The organism is Candidatus Thiothrix putei, from assembly GCA_029972225.1.
GTDB lineage: Bacteria > Pseudomonadota > Gammaproteobacteria > Thiotrichales > Thiotrichaceae > Thiothrix > Thiothrix putei.
The window spans coordinates 637,644-657,319 of record CP124756.1; the positions used below are offsets into that span (position 1 = coordinate 637,644).

The following is a 19,676-nucleotide window of genomic DNA, read 5'->3' on the forward strand; positions in this document are numbered from 1 at the left end:
CTTATGCTCCTGCTACCTGATTGACGACTTGCACCGCACGCAAGGCCGCAGCCGTGGCGTGTTGCACTGCGCGGTTTACGTCCAGCGCGTCGGAGGCAACCCCAGCCGCAAAAATGCCGCCGTTGCTGTCGTCATGTTCGATGAAGCCTTCATCGTTGACCAGAATCTTGATCGGGAAACCTTTGAAATCCACGCTGGGTTCCATGCCCGTTGCCAATACCACGAGATCGTGTTGGTTGGCGTAACGGTGGTAGCCTTCGGTGTTCACGCCGTGCAGGACAGGGTTGCCGGTCGCTTTGTCTTCCTCAATCTTGGCGACTTTGGACTTGATGAAGCTGACGTTCGGGTTGGCTTGCACGTTTTGGTAGAAATCGTCAAAACGGTCAATCGCCCGCATGTCGATGTAGTAAATCGTGGATTTGCCGTCGTCACCAAACTTTTCCTGCACGTAGTTGGTTTGCTTGAGGGAAGCCATGCAACAAATGCGTGAACAATGCGCTAGATGGTTTTTATCCCGCGAACCCGCGCACTGAATGAAGGCGATGTTTTTCGCTTCTTTACCGTCGGAAGGGCGCAGCAATTTGCCGTTGGTGGGGCCATGCGGATCCATCAAGCGTTCAAATTCGACGTTGGTAATGACGTTGGCAAAACGGCCGTAGCCGTAAGGCTGAATCTTGTTCGCGTCGTAAGGCTTCCAACCTGTGGCAAACACCACCGCACCGGCTTTCAGGTCGAGGGTTTCGACTTGCTGATCCAGCTCGATTGCGCCGTATTTGCAGGCCGCTTTGGCAGCGTCGGCTTCGACGGTGCCAATGATGCGCTGGTCAATCACGTATTGCTGGGGGAATGCCATTGCGTTGGGCAGGTAAACGCTCTTGCGCTTGCCGAGGTTGTAGTTGAATTCATCGTCAAATTCAGTCGTGGCAGCCTTGGCGCAGTCGCCGCAAGCGGTGCAATTGCTGTTGACGTAACGCGGGGTAATGGTCACGGAAACCGTGTAATCGCCCTTTTCTCCGCTGATGTTGGAAACTTCCGCCTGCGTAATCACCGTGAGATTTTTGTTCATCTTAATGCGGCGTTGATTGATTTCTTGACCGCAGGTCGGGTGACACATTTTAGGGAAGTATTTGTAAAGCTGGGAAACACGTCCCCCTAAGTAAGGGCGTTTTTCTAGCAAAATGACCTGCTTACCCGTTTCGGCTGCTTCGAGTGCAGTGGTCATGCCACTGATACCGCCGCCGACGACGATAATGGTCTGGTTGGTTGCAACGACATCCGTCATTGAGGCTCCTCCGTCAAAGACATTTTGGAATCCTATGAGATGCACCGTTGTTTAGCCCAATGTGTACGAATTGGACGGTGGTGCACTCCTGAAGTGGCAAGCAGCATACTATATTTTATGCGCCTGATTCCAGCGTGTACCCTGATAGGGATACGCGCTTTTATTGATTTGCAAATCAAATAAATTTATGAGTTAACGAAAGTGTGATAAATATCAATTATTCGTTATATTCTAATGTATGAATACTGCAAATGACCAAAAAATAACCAAAACAAGAAATATCAAGGTGTGCATAATTATTTTTTATTTGCCATAAAAATAAACTAACTAAAATTTACAAAGATGCCGATAAGAAATATTGAATAAAATGAAACTATGCTGAATAATATAAACATAAACTATAGTATCTGGATATTGATCTATGAAGCTGTAATCATGCTAAAAGCTCAGAATGGTTCGCTGCTTGTCCGTAGGTGCGAGTTCTAGGCTTTTAAATTATTAACGTATTATCGGTAAGTACTTATGCAAAAGTTTTTCGGAAAAACCACCCCTTGCAAATCAATAGGTTACGATTGCAAGGTTCCGAGTAACTTATGCCTAAGTACTTACAATAAAGCTGATGCATCTATCTATATGAGTACGAACAGTGGGGCGACGTGGATAAAGCAAGCAAGTGGATTATCAAAAATCAGAATTCAAAAGTTAGTTGTGCACCCGACTAAAGCTAATGAACTTTATGCTATATCAGCACCTGATCGTTTTGTACCTAAAAGTGCAGCTAACCAGAAGATTTATAAGAGCACAAACTCAGGGAAAACATGGCAGGAGTTTGCACCTACAATCAAAAAAACAGTTTTTGATTTTGGGCTGATTAAAGCTAATCCTAATGAGATGTATCTGTCCACTGATGTGGGCGTTCTGTACTCTACTAATGCAGGTGTTAGCTGGAGTAATACAGGATTGCCACCTGAATATGATTATTTTGGTAAAAATATCGGTTATTCTTTATGGTTACCAACGACTGCAAGTGGTCAAGTAAAAGTTATTAGTAATGCATTGACCGTATGGGGTACAAAAAACGGTGTGTGGCTGGCGAATAAATCTGGTGCTCAATTTACATGGACGTCAGCCACCCCTGTTACCAATAGCATTGGTGCTAAATCCACGTGGGAAATACCAGATTATTGGCACTATGCAGAACGCGGGGACGCTGATTTATTGACAAGTTTTTATCATAACGGTGAAAGTTTACGAACAATTGCTACTGACCCACGTAATGCTAACCGAATAGTTATGGTGAATGATCAATGGGCATTGCAAAGTAATGATAATGGTAAAAGCTTTAATAACCTATTCACCAAAGCCGTTGGAACAGCCTGGGCATCACGCGGTTTAGAGAATATCAATGTTTATACTGTGGCGGCTAGTCGTTGGACTGCTAACAATATTCTATTTGCGGGGTATGCCGATATTGGTTGTTGGCGGAGTTTGAATAGTGGCACTAGCTGGGAAAGCTGCCAAGCACCCGGAAAGGGCTGGGATGGCGATTACGGCGGTAATACCTCGACCATCATCACTGACCCATCCCGTCAAGGCGTGGTGTGGGCTGCGATGGGGAAAGCGGTGGAGGGGGTTATGAGCTTAATGCGTAGCAATCAATCCGGCAAATTTGATTCATGGAGCACCAGTATGAATGGGATACCGAATGCTGATGCTACCTTAATGTTTGGCTTGTCTGTTGACCGCAATAGCCCCGTTAACCAGAGAACGCTATTTGTCACAGCTAACGGTAATGTGTATCGCAGTCAAGACGATGGCAAAAATTGGAAAAAGGTATTGGATTGCCGTAGCCGCACTCAACAACAGAATGGGGTACAGGCGTATTGTACTTCAACAGCCGTTGATTATTTTAATCGTAACCTAGTGTATGCGGCAGGTAGTGCCGGTGTATTTACCTCACAAGATGGTGGGAATACGTGGAGTTTAACGAATACAGAGCGAATGACAGCCGCCGTGTCGCTTGCAGATTTGTTTGTGCCTCATGGTGCTGGGCGCTATTTTGTATCCGATATCGTTGCTGACCCTCTTACCCCGAATCAGGTTTATATTGCAGTATTTGACCAGAAAAACTCTACTAATTTAGGTGGTATTTGGATGGGAACCAAGGGTAGTAGTTGGTCTAGGCTTTATAAAAACCCTTATCTACGCAGTGTTGCCGCGTCGCCATATAAGAAAGGTGAGTTATTGGCACTTTCATCTTATGCGTATAAGTACTTATGCAAAAGTTTTTCGGAAAAACCACCCCTTACAAATCAATCGGTTACGATTGCAAAGTTCCGAGTAACTTATGCCTAAGTACTTACTGATGGTGGTTATTCATCACAATCAGCCGGTGTATTGCAATTTAATCCTACTAATAAAACTTGGGATATTTTAAATCAAGGTTTGGCTTTCAATAATTTATCATCCATTGCCTATACAGCTAATATTGGGCGTGTAATTGTTGGAACAATGGGGCAAGGGCTTATGAAAAACTGGTAGCAGTTATCTGCATGGCGGAGGTGGTTTTTAAATAGTTGGAAATTTTTAAAACTAGGTATAACCTATTTTTTAAATAAATACATTGCTGATAATTTATCAATGGAGAGTATTTTATTATGAACATGAAAATAACTAAATTGTTAACACTTTCATTAATGCCTGTTTTGGCAATTGCTAATGCTTCATTTGCGGCAGGGCAAGCAGTTACTGATCGAGATATGGCGATTGAAAACATCTATGATGATAAAGCTACTGTATCTAAAGCAGGAGGGGCAGTTACACAGGCAAAACCTTATGTTAATCCTTTGATCAAACCAGACACATCTTCAGTATCGCCACTGTTTGGCAATAATGCGGCTGGAGTAGCAGGTGTTATGGGTGATAACCAAGTAACGGCGAAGAGTGGCGATATTACTGGGCGGGCATTTGGGTCTTTTGGGGTTCCGTATACTTCGGCTAGGGTGTCTCACAAACCTACAACAGTTGTAGCACACTCAACTGCTAATTATTTAAGTGCAACTTATCCTTATAGTGCGATTGGTAAATTAACATTTACCAATCCTTCTTCTGGGCTGATGCATCAATGTTCTGCCAGCCTTATTCGTAGCGGTGTTATTGTTACGGCTGCTCATTGTATTCAAAACTTTGGTTCAGGTAATAATACCTTCACCAATTTCCGTTTTACACCAGCAACGTACAATGGTTCTGTGCCTTATGGTACATGGGATATAGGTAGTTATGTTCGACCAGCTAGTTGGGCAAATGGTACGGATGTAGGTACTGGTGCTGCGCGTGATAATGATCTGGCTGTGTTGATTGTTAAGAAAAATACATCGAATCAGTTTATTAAAGATGTCGTGGGCGGGGCATTAGCGTATGGCTGGAATAATTATTCATTTGTCAGTAGCTCAAGAACGGGTAATCTCAGTACCGCAGCGATTTCTACGTTAGGATACCCCGCTTTGTTAGACTCAGGCAGAATAATGCAACGTACTGATGGCCCTGCCTATTTAACAACGCTATCGGGTGCGGGACAAATTTACTCCGGTAGTGATTTGACCGGTGGTTCCAGTGGTGGGCCGTGGATTGCTAACTTTGGTTATCAAGATCCTGCAAGAGGCACGGGAGCCGTGGCAGGTACAGCAGCCCTCAGAAATGTTGTCGTTGGTGTTACCTCATGGGGATCCGCTGACCCTAATACTCCAAAGGATAACTATGCGTCACAATTCCGCCAAAACACACGTTACCCCAACCTTACCTACGGGACATATGGAGCAGGCAACATCGGCTCGTTATTGCAAACGTTATGTACCGCCAAACCATCCGGTAGTACTAAAACTTATGCACAATTGGGTTATTGCAGTTAATAGTTAGTGAAATTCTGCCAATTCTTTGATATGCGCTGTCACCGCCCGACCCAGCGGTGATAGCTCATACCCTCCCTCCAAACACGACACCACTCTTCCCTCGGCAAATTCCTTGGCAATCTGGCACAGTTCTTTGGTGATCCAAATATAATCGCGTTCCACCAGATTAAAGCCACCCATATCGTCTTCCAAATGCGAATCAAATCCGGCAGAAATCATCACCAATTCCGGTTTAAATTCACGTAGGGCAGGTAGCCAACTGGCTTCCACCGCTTCACGCCACGCCGCCCCACCGGTTCCGGCAGGCAGTGGTAAGTTGCGAATATTGGGAACATCAGTATCCGCCCCGCTAAACGGGTAAAACGGATGCTGGAAAGATGAACAGAACATTACCTTGTTATTGCCGCTGAAAATCTCTTCTGTGCCATCACCGTGGTGTACGTCGAAGTCAATAATCGCCACCCGTTCAATGCCATACACCTCAATGGCATGAGCCGCTCCAACCGCCACATTGTTGAAAATGCAAAAACCCGCCGCACGGTTGCGCCCGGCATGATGACCGGGCGGGCGAATCGCGCAAAACGTGTGTTTGTGTGAACCTGCCATTACCAAATCGACTGCCATTACCACCGCACCAGCGGCGTGTAAAGCCGCATCCAACGAATGCGGATTCATGCCGGTATCACCGTCCAGCATGGTGTGACCTTCGGTAGGCGCGGTGGCATACACCCGTTCCACGTACTCTGCATCATGCACCCGCAACAGGTGTTCGCGCTCGGCACAATGCGAATCGTAATGGCGTGAAATCCAGTCCACACCCGACATAATCATGCGGTTATTAATGGCATCCAGACGTTCCGCACATTCGGGATGGTGAGGTGAGCCATTATCGTGCAAATGGCAATGGGAATGGGTAATTACAGCGACGGTCATATTCTTTTCACACAAATCAGAGTAAGATATGTTGCAATGCAACAAAAGCCGATTTCCGCGCTTTTGCAACTGTTTATCATAGAGGTTTTTGGCCATGAGCCACCATTACTTAAATCAATTATTTGCCCCGCAAAGCGTCGCGGTATTCGGTGCGAGTGAGCGGGAAAAAGCCGTGGGAACCGTGGTGTTCCAGAATTTATTGTCCGCAGGGTTTAAAGGGGCGTTATACCCCATCAATCCCAAACACACGGAGATTCAAGGTCAAGCAGCTTATCCGACTTTGATGGCGTTGAACAAGCCGGTTGACCTAGCAGTGGTAGCAACGCCTGCTGCGACTGTCCCTAGTATTATTCGCCAATGTGGTGAACACGGGGCCAAGGGTGTGGTGGTGCTGTCCGCTGGGTTTGCCGAAGCGGGTAATCGTGGGCAGCGTTTGCAAAAAGACATTACCGATATTGCCCGCCAATACGCGATGCACATCATTGGCCCGAATTGTTTGGGGATTATGCGCCCCTCGGTCGGTTTGAATGCCACGTTTAGCCGTAATCAAGCGCAAGCCGGTAATCTGGCGCTGGTGTCACAATCCGGTGCGATGTGTACCGCGATTTTGGACTGGGCAGCCACGCAAGGTATCGGTTTTTCGACCGTGATTACCTTGGGCGATACGGCGGATGTGGATTTCGGCGATACGCTCGATTACCTAGCGCTTGACCCCAAAACCGATAGCATTTTGCTGTATGTGGAAGGGATTCACGATGCACGCGGCTTCATGAGCGGTTTGCGCACCGCTTCGCGCATGAAGCCGGTGATTGTGTTGAAAGCAGGGCGTTACGAAGAAGGTTCGCGCGCGGTAATGTCGCACACGGGCGCAATTGTAGGCGGCGATGATGCCTTTGATGCCGCGCTGGAACGTGCCGGTGTGGTACGTGCTAATACCATTGCGCAACTGTTTTCGGCGGCACAAATCCTTTCATCCGGCATTCGGGTGCAGCAAGACCGCTTGCTGATTATCACCAACGGCGGCGGCCCCGGCGTGATGGCAACGGATCGGGCGGTGGAAATGGGCTTGCGCATGGCAGAGATTTCCCCGACTACGTTGGCAGAGTTGAATAAAGTATTGCCATTCACTTGGTCGCACGGCAATCCGGTGGATATTCTCGGTGATGCTGACCCGGAACGTTACGCGGCGGCGCTGAAAATTTGTATGCAGGATGACAACCTCGACGGCATTCTGGTGATGTTGACCCCGCAGGCGATGACCGATCCCGCTGGTGTGGCTACTACGGTGATCGGCACATGCGATGCCAGCAAAAAAGCCAAGCATTGCAAGCCGATTCTCACGTGTTGGATGGGCGAACAACAAGTAGCTGCCGGACGCCAACTATTGACCGAAGCCGGTGTGCCGCATTTTCGCACCCCCGAAGCAGCGGTCGAAGCGTTTGCTTACCTCACCCAATACCGCAGTAATCAGAAATTGCTGATGCAAGTCCCGCCGTCGGTGCAGGAGCAAAAAACCGAGCCGGATGTGGACGGGGCGCGGTTAATCATTGAAAGCGTGCTGGCAGAAGGGCGGCGGGCGCTGTCTACTACCGAATCGCGGGCAATTTTGTCGGCGTTTCGCATTCCCGCATTGCCGACTATTTTGGTGCGCAGTCCAGCGGAAGCGTTGGTGGCGGCGGAATCCCTGGGGTATCCGGTGGTGCTGAAAATCAGTTCCCCCGATATTCACCACAAGTCGGACGTGGATGGGGTGCGCCTCAACGTTGCCAGCGCCCATGCGGTGCGCAGTGTTTACCAAGAATTGTTGGAAACTACACGCCGTAATTTGCCGGAAGCGCGGATTGATGGCGTGACCGTGGAGTGCATGTACCACAGCAATTCATCGCGTGAACTGATGATCGGTGTGGTACGCGACCCGGTATTCGGTCCGGTGATCAGCTTTGGTATGGGCGGCACCTCGGTGGAAATCCACCGTGACCGTGCCGTGGCATTGCCGCCGTTGAACGATTACATGATCAAGAAAACTGTGTGCCGTACCCGTGTGGCGCGTTTGCTGGGTAAATTCCGCAATATGCCGCCGATCCATTTCGATTCCTTGTGGAAAGTGATGCAGCGCGTCTCCGAAATGGTGTGTGAATTGCCCGAAATAGTGGAAATGGACATCAATCCACTGATGGCGGATGCTAATGGGGTAATGGCAGTGGATGCGCGTTTCATTATCAACTACCCGCCGACCACGGCGCGGCGTTATGATCACATGGCGATTCACCCCTACCCGAATGATTTGGTTAAACGCCAGCAATTGCCGGATGGCACGGACATTGTGATTCGCCCGATTCGCCCCGAAGACGCGGAAATGGAGCAAGAATTCGTGCGTAACCTGTCGAAAGAATCGCGATACATGCGTTTCATGCAGGCATTGCGCGAACTCACGCCCGACATGCTGGTGCGGCTTACGCAAATTGATTATGACCGTGAAATGGCGTTTCTGGCACTGACCCGCCAAGACGGGCAGGAAGTGGAAATGGGGGTGGCGCGGTATGCGATTAACCCCGATAAAATGAGTTGCGAATTTGCGCTGGTGATTGCCGATGAATGGCAGAACCGGGGTTTGGGTGGCTTAATGATGCAAACCTTGATTGAGGCGGCGCGAGCAAAAGGCTTGCGTACCATTGAGGGCGAAGTGTTGCCGCATAATCACGGGATGCTGAAATTGATGCAGCGCTTGGGGTTCACCCGTCATCAGGATGGGATGGACGATGGTGTCGTGATGGTAAGTAAACGTTTAGGAGATTCCTGTTGCTAACAGAGCATAGCGTTGCATCGGCAGTGCCGGTGGTAATGACCTTGGCGGGGCATGACCCCACGGGTGGGGCAGGCATTCAGGCGGATAGTGAGGCGATTGCGAGTCAAGGCTGTCATGCGGTGAGTGTGATTACCTGTTTGACGGTGCAAGATACCCGCAATGTGCAACGCATTGAGCCGCTGGCAGATTATTTGATTGAGCAGCAAGCAGAAGCGTTATTGGCGGATATGCCGATTGCGACGTTCAAAATCGGCTTGCTGGGTAGTGTGGAGGTGGTGCGCGCGGTGCATCGCATTCTGTTGCAAGCGCCGGATGTGCCGGTGATTCTCGACCCGGTGCTGGCGGCTGGGGGGGGCAAAGGCTTTGCCAGTGATGAATTGTTGGGTGCTATCCGCGAATACCTGTTGCCCCTGACAACCTTGCTGACCCCGAATGTGCCGGAAGCCGCGCAACTGGCAGTACGTGGTGAGACGCTGGATGAACAGGCATTTTCCTTGCTGGATCAGGGCTGTGAATACGTGTTGTTGACTGGCACTCATGCCGAAACCGAGCGCGTGGAAAATGCGCTGTATGGCGATGGCAAGCGCTTGCGTACTTGGTTGTGGGAACGGCTGCCGGAAACTTACCACGGTTCGGGGTGTACGTTGGCGTCGGCGTGCGCGGCGAATCTGGCGAAGGGGATGGAGATGAGCAAAGCGGTGGCAGCGGCGCAGGCGTATACGTGGGGCAGTTTGCAGGCGGGGCGGAAGATCGGGCGCGGGCAGTGGATGCCGGATCGGTTTTATTGGCGGCAAGCTTAATACGGCGCATCCGCAAAATACGCAAACGGATTCGTGACCCTGATACCGTGTGCATCATAGGGTTTATCCAAGGTGGCAACCAATTGGGTTGCCCGTTTGGGTTTCAAGCGTTCGGTGTAATAACGTAGCGCAGGCGCTACCCCGTCATCACTGTACTTGACCTCAATCAACTCCTCCAATTCGCCGTCTTTGAGGATGACAAAATCCACTTCGCGCCCTTCTTTATCGCGGATATAACGCAGTTCGCAGCGGTAGCCCTCGTGGTCTTCCAGATAATGCAAACGTTTGAGTAAGGTGCTGGCAATCAGGTTTTCAAACCGTGCACCTTTCTCATCCACCACATCCGCGTTATCGAAAAAATAGGCTTTTGGCGGCTTAATGATGGCGCGGGCAATGGATTGGGTGTACGGCATAACCGTGAATAAAACGTACATCCGTTCCAACGACTCCAGCCAAGATTTGGCGGTTTGTGGGGCAATCTGAATGTCTTGCGCGAGATTGGAGAGCACTACCATGCCGCCAACACGTGTCCGCAATAAGTCCAAAAATAGCCGTAAGCCCTGAATATTTTTGATGTATCGAATTCGACTATTGTAGAGTTTACTTTAAAATAGCCATATTTATCTGAAAATAAGCGTTCTGATAGTTAATAGACAAAATACCAATTTTTGGTAAAATCAAAACAGTCGACAACCTTGAGGATTGCGTTATGTCTCGAAATACGTCTATATCGCTCAGTGCGCACTTTGAAACGTTCGTTGATCGTTTGGTGAGTACCGGGAATTATCATTCCGTTAGTGAAGTTGTCCGTGCTGGTTTGCGCTTGTTGGAAGAACAAGAATTGCGAGTGCAACGCTTGCGAGAAGCACTGATAGCGGGTGAAAACAGTGGGCAACCCCAACCCTTTGATCGTGAAGCGTTTAAGCGCAACATGCGTGCAGAGTTGGGGAGCAAGTAATGCCTCAATATTCCTTGTCACCGTTGGCGCTGGAAGATATTAAAGACATCTGGCGCTATGGTGCTGCGACGTGGGGGCTGGTGAAAACCGAGCAGTACGGTGAGAAACTGCTGGATGCGTTTGACTTTTTGGCGGAAAATCCGAATGCGGGACAACCCATTGACCACATTCGCGTTGGTTATAAGCGACATTCTGTCGGTTCGCATCTGATCTTTTACCGGTTGGGCATGTTTGCGTGTGTTGAAGTTATCCGTATTCTGCACCAAAGTATGGATAGCGAACGGCATTTGCAAGACAGATAGCGATTATGTCTGAACTAGGATTTTTAGGATGCAAGGACTCTACGTCATCACCGACGGCTCAACCGGCGACGCGCTATTGAGTAAAGTCGAACAAGCCCTGCGCGGCGGTGCCGCTATCGTGCAATACCGCGACAAAACCACCGATCAAGTGTGGCGTGAACAAGAAGCGACTGCCTTACGCTCCTTGTGCCGTGATCACCACGCGCTCTTTATCATCAACGACGACGTGGCATTAGCAAAATCCGTGCAAGCGGATGGTGTGCATGTGGGGCGTGACGATTCCGCCTTGAGTGCTGCACGGGAGGTTTTAGGTAACACCGCCATCATCGGTGTGTCTTGCTATAATCAGCTACAACTGGCACTGAATGCAGCAGAGCAGGGCGCGGATTACATCGCCTTCGGCAGCTTTTTCCCCTCGCCCACCAAACCGAATGCACCCCGCGCTACACTGGAATTGTTACACCAAGCGCGTCAGCAACTCACGCTACCCATTTGCGCGATCGGTGGTATTACGTTGGACAATGCCCCCGATTTGCTGGCAAATGGCGCAGACATGCTGGCGGTCATTACCGATGTATTCAGTAGCCCGGCGATTGCAGAACAGGCGAGTCGCTATCAGGCACTGGTTCGGAAACATAGTCTGGTTCAGTCGGCATAGGCGATTCCGGCGTGATCATGCTGAGGGCGTCCTGTAATGCTGAGCGTGCATCCGCGCTTAAATTGGGTTGTTGCAATTGAGCGGTGAGGCGTTGGCGCAATGCCGCATTGTTTTGCAGTTTATCCATGACTGGAACGCCTGCCATTTGTGCGCCCAAAATCAAGCCCACTTGTTCGGCTAAGGTTTTGCTGTCGACAATGCGTTGGTAGTACACCGCGTCGGCTTGTTCACGGTATTTGAGCAATTCCATGGTATAGCGCTGCGTCCCGTATTCGGAGAGTGAGTAGCGGTCTTGCAAGGTGGGTTGCGCTAAGGCATTGTCGAGGTATTGCAGCAGTAGTTGCCGGTGTTGTTCGGGTATCACTTTGTTGACGTTGGCTTCCGCCGCATTGGGGGAGAGTTCCATGAAAATGCTATTGCTGAACAGGGTTATTATGCTGCGCCGCTCTTCTGGGGGCATGGCGGTGCTGTTAATGTCGCGCAATAAGGCGGCGACATCGGTGTTCGGGTCAGTCAATTTCTGTTGCTGTAAGCGGAAGTTAAAATAGTAGTCGGGGTTGAGATGAACCCGTAAATTTTCCAGTTGTTGGGCGAATTGTTCGGCGGAAACCAAGCCGTGCGAATCTTGTGACATGGTGCGGTAAATTTCTAAATAGGCGCGGAGTACTTCGGGGTCGGTTTCGCGGGGGAATTGCATTTCCAGAAAATCTTTGATGTATTGCTGGCGGGGTGTGGCGCGTTGCACGGTGGCGGCGTTCACATTGCCATCGTAGTAACGGGTTTCCGGTGGTAGCAAGATGCTGAAGGCTAAGCTGGCACGCGCCAGCCCAGAATGTTCACCGGCGGCGGCTAATACGCTGAGCATGTCTTTAAATAACGCATCATCCAGTGTGTTACTCATGATGCTCAATGCTTGTGAACTCGCGGGGTCGTCTAGCCCCAGATTGAGCACTTGCTCCCACACTGCCCGTTGCGCCAGCGGAATGGAAATATTTTTAGCTTGCAGAAAGAGTGTGTCGAGGCGTTCGGATAACGCATCAAGCCGAGGTTGGTAAGCTTCGCGCATTGCTTCATCAGCTTGTTGATAAGGGTCGTAAGGGTTGTAGAGTAGTTGTTGTAAGCTGGAAATTTCCAGCAAAATGGTGTGGATTTCACTGAGTAAGGGGTCAAGTTTGGCGAGCAATCCGGTGATTGCTGTTGACGTTGGCGGGGCAATGCCTTGGGTAGCCTTCTGCGCAGTTGCTGTTAACGGTATACTTGCTGCAAAAGGTAAGCGTGCGGCTGTATTCGGGGTGTCAAGGTGTGCTACTGTGGCGACAGATTGCGAGGGTGTAGCCGGTGTATCGGGCTTGCCGTACCAGTAAGCTAAGGTGATAGCAATGGCTACCAATAAGCTGAAACCCAGTTTGTAACTGTTCAAGTGTAAACCTCTCGCGTAAGATTGTAAGCCTTTCCTGTTATCGTCAATTCTGCCAAGGATGCCAGCCGTGACCCGTTCTGAAACGTTATTTGAGCAAGCCAAACATTCCATTCCCGGCGGGGTTAATTCCCCGGTACGAGCCTTTCGCAGTGTCGGTGGTTCTCCCCGTTTTATTGCCCGTGCTCAAGGGGCGTATATGTGGGATGCAGACGGCAACCGTTTGATTGATTACGTGGGTTCGTGGGGGCCAATGGTCGCCGGTCACGCGCACCCCGAAGTCGTCGCTGCGGTGCAAGCCGCTGCGGTGGATGGCTTGAGCTACGGTGCGCCCACCGAATTGGAAATCACCATGGCAGAGCGCATTTGCGCCATTATGCCGTCGATCGACATGGTGCGCATGACCAGTTCGGGTACAGAAGCCACGATGTCGGCGATTCGCTTGGCACGAGGCTTTACCGGGCGTAACTTCTTGGTCAAATTTGAAGGGGGCTATCATGGTCATGGTGACTCGCTGCTGGTGAAAGCCGGTTCGGGTGCGTTGACGTTTGGACAACCGAGTTCCCCCGGTGTTCCCGCAGCATTGGCGCAATACACCCTGACGCTTGACTATAACAATAGCACACAGGTGCGCGAAGTGTTCGCGGCGCGGGGGCATGAAATTGCTTGCATTATCGTCGAACCCGTTTCCGGCAATATGAATTGCATCCCGCCTGTCGATGGTTTCCTCGAAACCTTGCGCGAGGTGTGTGATCAGTCGGGTGCGGTACTGATTTTCGATGAGGTCATGACGGGCTTTCGGGTGGCATTGGGCGGGGCGCAGCAGGTGTATGGCGTGAAGCCTGACATTACCACGCTGGGTAAAATCATTGGGGGCGGAATGCCGGTCGGCGCGTTCGGCGGCAGGCGTGACATTATGGAACAGTTGTCGCCGTTGGGCGCGGTGTATCAGGCTGGCACGTTATCCGGCAACCCGATTGCGATGACGGCGGGGTTGAAAATGCTGGAAATCATTTCCCGCGATGATTTTTACCCAGAACTGACCAGCAAAACCACGTACTTGCTCGAAGGTTTGCAGCAAGTCGCCGACGCTGCCGGTGTGCCGTTTATCACTCAGCAAGTGGGTGGGATGTTCGGTTTGTTCTTCACCACCGAACCACGCATCGACACTTACGCGCAAGTGACTCAATGCAATATTCCACAATTCAACCGCTTTTTCCACGGCATGTTAGACCGGGGTGTGTATCTCGCGCCGTCGGCGTATGAGGCGGGATTTGTATCCAACGCCCATACCCAAGCCGATTTGGATGAAACCATCGCCATTGCCAAAGATGTATTTGCCAGCTTATAAGCGGTAAGGAATGCCCTAGTGTCGTTAAGACTTTTGCTTTTGTGGGCGACCCTGTGGTTAGGGGTCGCCTCGCCGTCGTGGGCGGAAAACAGTTCTTCCTCTATTTATTCCGATGTGGAAGCGTCGGTGTATCAAGTGCGGGTTATTAATCAGCAAACCGGTAAAAAAACCGCAATTGGCTCGGCGTTTGTAGTGATGCGCCCGGATATTATTGCGACCAATTACCACGTGGTCAGCACCTACATCAATAACCCGGAAGGTGATTTTGCACTGGATTATTTATCGACTTCCGGCAATACCGGGCGCTTAGAATTGCTGGCAGTGGATGTGTTGCATGACCTTGCAGTATTGAAAGCCGACATGCCTTTAGGTAAGCCCTTGCAGATTGCGAAGATTCCACCCAAGGGAGCGCGGTTATATTCCCTAGGAAATCCGATGGATAAAGGCTTCTCTATTGTGGAAGGCACGAATAACGGGGTCATGAAATCCAGCGATGATAACAATATTCTGTTTTCCGGCAGCCTGAATGCCGGGATGAGCGGTGGCCCTACGTTGGATGAGAACAAAAACGTAGTGGGGGTCAATGTGGCGACGTCGGGCAATGGCTTGAGTTACCTCGTGCCTGCGGACTATTTAGCGATTATTTTGGAACGTCTGAAATTGACCGGATTTCAGGCGGATGCGGATATTGGGCAGCGCATTACCGAGCAATTGAAAAACCATGCGGATAAGTACGTGCAAAATTTGCAGAAGCGGGAATGGACGCTTCAGCAACTAGGGCGTTTCAAAGTGCCGATGGATGTTACCGGCGTGGTGCGTTGCTGGGATAACAGCGATAAACCCAAATCGGATACGTTAATGCGTTCGTATTTCACCCAGTGCAGCAATGAGAGCAGCATTTATCTGGATGATGAGCTGGAAGTGGGTACTTTGGACTACGAGTATGTGTGGTTTGATGCGGGGGAAACGATTCCGGCACGCTTTTACCGTTATTACGAGATTATGAATGCCAGCGTGTCAGCGAGTGGGGCGGGCAAGCAAGATGTGACCAATTTTGAGTGTTTCACCGATTTTACGCTGATTGCGGGGCAAGAATTCAAAATGACAGTGTGTCGGCGCGATTACCTCAATTATACCGGGCTGAGTGATTTGCTGGTGACGGCGGCGTTGGTGGGGCATAAGCGTCAGGGAATGCTGTTTAATTTGGACATGACCGGCACAACGTTTGAGAGTGGCATGGCGTTGTTGCAGCGCATGTTGGGGGATTTCAAATGGCAACCATGATTTTGGAAATTCAAACACGCGGTTTGAATCAATACCACCGTTTGGAGCAGTTCCCGGTAACGATTGGGCGGGCGCTGGATAATGATGTGATTCTCTCCGATAACTCGGTGTCACCCTACCATTTGCGTTTGGAGCAAGACGCTAAGGGGCAGGTATTCGTTCACAATTTGTCGAGTGAAAACGGTACGCGCCTGAATAAGCATCAGCTTGGTTTACAGCCCGTGCAAGCGCCGATTCCGAGTCAACTATTGTTGGGTAATCGCCGTTTGCGTTTAGCGTCGACTGCGATGCCGGTGGAAATCACTCACGTTAGCCGTTGCGGGGGCTTGTTTACACCTTTTTGTAAGCCGTTGTGGGCAGTGTTGTTGCTGTTGTTGACCGTGGTATCGCTGTTGCTGAACGATTATTTGAATGTGACAACGGCTAAAGATCCGCTGTTTTACATCAGTGGGGTGTTGCCGACCTTGGTGTGGATGCTGTTTGCGACTTTGGTGATCAGTGGCATTACGCGACTGTTCACGCACCGTTGGGAGTTTGCTCCGGCGTTGAGTGTGGTGTCATTGTTTAATCTAGTGCCGATGGTATTGGAAGAAATAAGCGGCTGGCTGAGTTATTTTCTGACCTCGGATGCGCCGTTTACCTGGCTCATGACCGGCGTCAGTGGTTTCGTGCTGATACCCGCGTTGTTGTATGCTTATCTGCATTGGGTATTGAGTCAGAAACGTTTGCTTGCTTTGGGCATTGCTTTGGTATTGAGTGCGCTGCCGTTGGGGTTGCGAGCGATTAGCGTGTTGGATCAAGTGACACTGGCGAATGAGTTTTCCAGCGAGCCGTATTACCATCAGGAATTGAGTTCGTTGAATATTCATGCGAATCCGCCACTGCCATTGGAAACGTATTTGCAACGCGCCGCAGATGCCTTGCCTTCGCAATTAGCCGACGAGTAAGTTAAAGATCCCCAAAGCGGTGCTGGAGCAAGGCCAGTGCCGCGCTACTCGCTGTTTCTGCCCGCAATATTCGTGGCCCCAACGAGACGGGCATTACCCCAGCTTGCACACAAGTTTCCACTTCTGCATCGGTAAACCCGCCTTCGGGGCCAATCAAGAGCGCAATCGGTGTGGGTAACTCTGACGACAAGGCGTGAATGCGCGGGAAATCACCGGGCGCGAGAATTATCCGCGTACCCACACAAGGTGTTTCCAGCCAGCGTTCCAGCGTCAACGGTGCTTGTACGGTAGGCATTCGAGTACGCCCTGATTGTTCGCACGCTGCCACGACAATACCCTCCCAGTGCTGCAATTTTTTATCCACTTGCTCTTTGCCAACCCGTACTACGCTGCGGTGCGTGATCAGTGGCTGGATGGTATTTGCACCGAGTTCTACGGCTTTTTGCAGGGCAAAATCCATTTTGTCAGGCTTGATAACCGCTTGCACGAGGGTGAGGTGGACGGGAGATTCGGTGTCAATCGCGGAAAAGCTGTCGATCAGCACCGATGCAGTACGTTTGCTGATATGGCTCATGTGTGCGACATATTCGCCACCTTCACCGTTAAACAGGATGAGTGGTTCGCCCACGCCTAAGCGCAACACTTGGATGGCGTGGCGAAACGTCGTGTCGGGCAAGACGCATTCCTGCCCGACAGAGAAAGGTTGCGACACATAAAAACGCGGGACGCGCATCAGTCTGCCAACCCGATGTTTTTCCAAATACTCATGGTCGGTTCAACCCGATTCATGGTGTAGAAATGCAAGCCGGGTGCACCTGTTTCAAGCAAGTTTTCACACAGTAAACTGATAAATTCCTCACCGAATTTGGCGATGGATTCCACATCATCCGCATAGGTTTCCAGTTGCTTGCGCAACCAGCGCGGAATTTCCGCCCCGCACATATCCGAAAAGCGTGCCAGTTGTGAATAATTGGTGATCGGCATAATGCCGGGGACGATGGGGATTTCCACGCCCTTTTTCACGCATTCATCCACAAAGTGCCAATACGCATCCGCATTGAAGAAGTATTGCGTAATCGCACTGTTCGCGCCTGCATTCACCTTGCGCACAAAGTTGTCGATGTCGACTTTGAGGTTGGGGGCTTGCGGGTGCATTTCGGGGTAAGCAGCCACTTCGATATTGAAATGGTCGCCGGTTTCCTTGCGGATAAATTCCACCAGTTCGTTGGCGTAGCGGAATTGCCCCAGATCGCGTGAACCGGACGGCAAATCACCGCGCAAGGCGACAATGTGCTTGATGCCGTTATTGCGGTAGGTGTCCAATGTTTCGCGGATTTGTTCGGCACTCGAACCCACGCACGACAAGTGTGGTGCGGCTTCAATGCCGGAATCACGTTGGATTTCTAGCACGGTGTTCAAGGTATTCGCTTGCGTTGAGCCGCCTGCGCCGTAAGTGACCGAAAAGAAACGCGGGTTTAATGCCGCTAATTCGTTGCGTACTGCGCGTAGATTTTCTGCACCCTTGTCGGTTTTGGGTGGGAAAAACTCGAAGCTGAAAATTAGATCATCGTGATTTACGTGATCGTGTTGATGGTCGTCAGTCATAATTTAGTCTCAAAAAACGTGAGCCAGCCTGTAATAGTTTGGCTTTTGTGCGCTGCAACCAATGCGTTGGTGTTGCAACAGCAGGAAGCTGCAATTCCGGTATTTTCACAATAAGCTGGGCAGTCATTTCATGCAAGCGTGAAGCAATGCTACCCGGAGCACGCAGTGCGTCAGTCATTTCCTCACTGATTTGATCGAATAAACGATGGTAAACAAATAAGCTAAGGAAGTCTGTTGCCAACCCTTTGGTCGCTAACAGTTGTGCCAACTCAAGATAGTGTTTAGCTTCTCCGGTTGCACGCAGGTCACGTGCCAGCCAATAAAGGTAAAAGGGTAAAGCGTAAGGCATGAATTTACCATACGTGACTAAATGGTTGGCTTCAAGCACATTGCCTAACCACGCATCTGGCTCATCAATGTCAATGCCGAATTGTTCCGTCAAGCCTGAGCGGATCAATACCATGACATCATTAGCAACAACGTGATTAATACTCCGGCTGCTGATGTAATGGTTTAACAAATGCCCCAAATGCGTTCTTGCGTCCTCAACTGGGGTGGCACACCTATGCTGATAATAATTCTGAAGTCGCTGGCTGACTAGCACGCTATTACTGAAATCAATAGGTTTGTCAGCTAAAACTGCCACATTGGTCATGCCAAATGGCTCAATATGCGACCAAGCAAAACCCGCTTGAGTCGCCAAATCGGCCAGTTTTTCAGGCGACAGCAAGAAGTAATGTGCTCCGGCTGATAAGGCCGCGTATAACTCCCCTGGCGGGGTTTCGGGTGTTAACGAACCTGAACGTGGCGTTGTCAGCAATACAATACCGTCAGGTGCGAGGTAACTTTTCAGCTCTTGCAAAAAACCTAGCGGTTCTGGAACATGTTCCAGCACTTCAGTGGCAAAAATGAAATCAAAGGTCTTGCCTTGAATTTCTTCTGCCTCATGCATGTAGCGGTGCAAAATTGGCGTTTCTAACAAACGTGCGCCCATTACGCCGTAAGCGGAAGGTTCTAAACCTACAACGTCCGCCCCCCATGCTGTCCGGCAATAATCCAGCGCAACCCCAGCATTACAACCCACTTCCAATACTGAGCGGAAACGGCTAAATGGCAAGCGTTCCAGTAAACCAATTTTCCAATCTAATCCACCAACAATTTCGAGATAATGGTAAATCAGATAAATGAAATTTGGGTCTTGTAGCACTATCTCAGTGGAAGGATAAGGGACGTTATGTTGTTGTGCATCTGGAAACCAAGCACTACCGCATTGCTTACAATGGGCGGTATTCAGATAACCGTAATCGGCGTGCCAATGGGCAGCCTGTAACACAATTTCGTTGCCGAGGGTGTTACCGCACAAGATGCAGGGAGCATCGGTTGGTTGTGGTGGGTTTAGCCAAATAACCCGTTCAGTTTGCATTG

At 50.1% G+C, this 19,676-nt stretch carries 17 protein-coding genes; 10 read left to right on the forward strand and 7 right to left on the reverse strand.

Features of this window, described 5'->3' with window-relative positions; all coding sequences use genetic code 11:
* Position 1: 1 nt before the first annotated feature.
* Positions 2-1,282, reverse strand: coding sequence for an FAD-dependent oxidoreductase (locus QJT81_03350; GenBank protein WGZ95036.1), 1,281 nt, complete (start codon positions 1,280-1,282; stop codon positions 2-4).
* Between the two features lie 633 nt (positions 1,283-1,915).
* Between QJT81_03350 and QJT81_03355 the strand changes: the two genes are divergently transcribed.
* Both QJT81_03355 and QJT81_03360 read left to right on the forward strand, forming a co-directional pair.
* Positions 1,916-3,637, forward strand: a complete 1,722-nt coding sequence (locus QJT81_03355; protein WGZ95037.1) for a hypothetical protein — start codon at positions 1,916-1,918, stop codon at positions 3,635-3,637.
* A 302-nt stretch (positions 3,638-3,939) separates the two neighbouring features.
* The gene (locus QJT81_03360; protein ID WGZ95038.1) at positions 3,940-5,190 is read left to right on the forward strand and encodes a trypsin-like serine protease; all 1,251 of its coding nucleotides are present in this window, start codon (positions 3,940-3,942) and stop codon (positions 5,188-5,190) included.
* 3 nt (positions 5,191-5,193) lie between these two features.
* Here QJT81_03360 and QJT81_03365 read toward each other — a convergent pair whose 3' ends face one another.
* Positions 5,194-6,123 carry a histone deacetylase family protein gene (locus QJT81_03365; GenBank protein WGZ95039.1) on the reverse strand — a complete coding sequence of 310 codons (930 nt, stop codon included), beginning with the start codon at positions 6,121-6,123 and terminating at the stop codon, positions 5,194-5,196.
* Between the two features lie 94 nt (positions 6,124-6,217).
* Here QJT81_03365 and QJT81_03370 point away from each other — a divergent pair, with 94 nt between their 5' ends.
* On the forward strand, positions 6,218-8,929 hold the full coding sequence (locus QJT81_03370; protein WGZ95040.1) for a bifunctional acetate--CoA ligase family protein/GNAT family N-acetyltransferase: 2,712 nt from the start codon (positions 6,218-6,220) through the stop codon (positions 8,927-8,929).
* Positions 8,923-9,729 (forward strand): hydroxymethylpyrimidine/phosphomethylpyrimidine kinase, encoded by an 807-nt coding sequence (locus QJT81_03375; protein ID WGZ95041.1) that lies wholly within the window; start codon positions 8,923-8,925, stop codon positions 9,727-9,729. Before QJT81_03370 ends, QJT81_03375 begins: the two co-directional genes overlap by 7 nt.
* Here the strand turns inward: QJT81_03375 and QJT81_03380 are convergent.
* Positions 9,726-10,244 carry a DUF4143 domain-containing protein gene (locus tag QJT81_03380; protein WGZ95042.1) on the reverse strand — a complete coding sequence of 173 codons (519 nt, stop codon included), beginning with the start codon at positions 10,242-10,244 and terminating at the stop codon, positions 9,726-9,728. The two genes, QJT81_03375 and QJT81_03380, sit on opposite strands and share 4 nt — an antisense overlap.
* A gap of 194 nt (positions 10,245-10,438) precedes the next feature.
* Here QJT81_03380 and QJT81_03385 point away from each other — a divergent pair, with 194 nt between their 5' ends.
* From QJT81_03385 to thiE, 3 genes are read left to right on the forward strand one after another with little or no spacing between them, the layout of a single operon-like run.
* Positions 10,439-10,687, forward strand: coding sequence for a type II toxin-antitoxin system ParD family antitoxin (locus QJT81_03385; GenBank protein WGZ95043.1), 249 nt, complete (start codon positions 10,439-10,441; stop codon positions 10,685-10,687).
* A complete protein-coding gene (locus tag QJT81_03390; protein WGZ95044.1) occupies positions 10,687-10,989 on the forward strand; it encodes a type II toxin-antitoxin system RelE/ParE family toxin in 303 nt (100 codons plus the stop codon). The genes QJT81_03385 and QJT81_03390 overlap by 1 nt, the downstream gene beginning before the upstream one ends.
* 28 nt (positions 10,990-11,017) lie before the next feature.
* Complete coding sequence (gene thiE / locus QJT81_03395) at positions 11,018-11,647, forward strand: thiamine phosphate synthase (GenBank protein WGZ95045.1); 630 nt, start codon at positions 11,018-11,020, stop codon at positions 11,645-11,647.
* On the opposite strand, the gene QJT81_03400 is transcribed toward thiE, so the two are convergent.
* Positions 11,568-13,067 (reverse strand): hypothetical protein, encoded by a 1,500-nt coding sequence (locus tag QJT81_03400; protein ID WGZ95046.1) that lies wholly within the window; start codon positions 13,065-13,067, stop codon positions 11,568-11,570. The genes thiE and QJT81_03400 overlap by 80 nt on opposite strands.
* A gap of 67 nt (positions 13,068-13,134) precedes the next feature.
* On the opposite strand from QJT81_03400, the gene hemL reads away from it, so the two are divergent.
* The 3 genes from hemL to QJT81_03415 are packed head-to-tail and all read left to right on the forward strand — an operon-like array spanning position 13,135 to position 16,646.
* A complete protein-coding gene (hemL, locus tag QJT81_03405) occupies positions 13,135-14,415 on the forward strand; it encodes a glutamate-1-semialdehyde 2,1-aminomutase (protein WGZ95047.1) in 1,281 nt (426 codons plus the stop codon).
* 18 nt (positions 14,416-14,433) lie between these two features.
* Complete coding sequence (locus QJT81_03410) at positions 14,434-15,699, forward strand: serine protease (protein WGZ95048.1); 1,266 nt, start codon at positions 14,434-14,436, stop codon at positions 15,697-15,699.
* On the forward strand, positions 15,687-16,646 hold the full coding sequence (locus QJT81_03415) for an FHA domain-containing protein (GenBank protein WGZ95049.1): 960 nt from the start codon (positions 15,687-15,689) through the stop codon (positions 16,644-16,646). Before QJT81_03410 ends, QJT81_03415 begins: the two co-directional genes overlap by 13 nt.
* A 1-nt stretch (position 16,647) precedes the next feature.
* Here QJT81_03415 and QJT81_03420 read toward each other — a convergent pair whose 3' ends face one another.
* From QJT81_03420 to QJT81_03430, 3 genes are read right to left on the reverse strand one after another with little or no spacing between them, the layout of a single operon-like run.
* The gene (locus QJT81_03420) at positions 16,648-17,379 is read right to left on the reverse strand and encodes a 16S rRNA (uracil(1498)-N(3))-methyltransferase (protein WGZ95050.1); all 732 of its coding nucleotides are present in this window, start codon (positions 17,377-17,379) and stop codon (positions 16,648-16,650) included.
* The gene (metF, locus tag QJT81_03425; protein WGZ95051.1) at positions 17,379-18,251 is read right to left on the reverse strand and encodes a methylenetetrahydrofolate reductase [NAD(P)H]; all 873 of its coding nucleotides are present in this window, start codon (positions 18,249-18,251) and stop codon (positions 17,379-17,381) included. The genes QJT81_03420 and metF overlap by 1 nt, the downstream gene beginning before the upstream one ends.
* Complete coding sequence (locus tag QJT81_03430) at positions 18,244-19,674, reverse strand: class I SAM-dependent methyltransferase (GenBank protein ID WGZ95052.1); 1,431 nt, start codon at positions 19,672-19,674, stop codon at positions 18,244-18,246. Before QJT81_03430 ends, metF begins: the two co-directional genes overlap by 8 nt.
* Between the last annotated feature and the right edge of the window lie 2 nt (positions 19,675-19,676).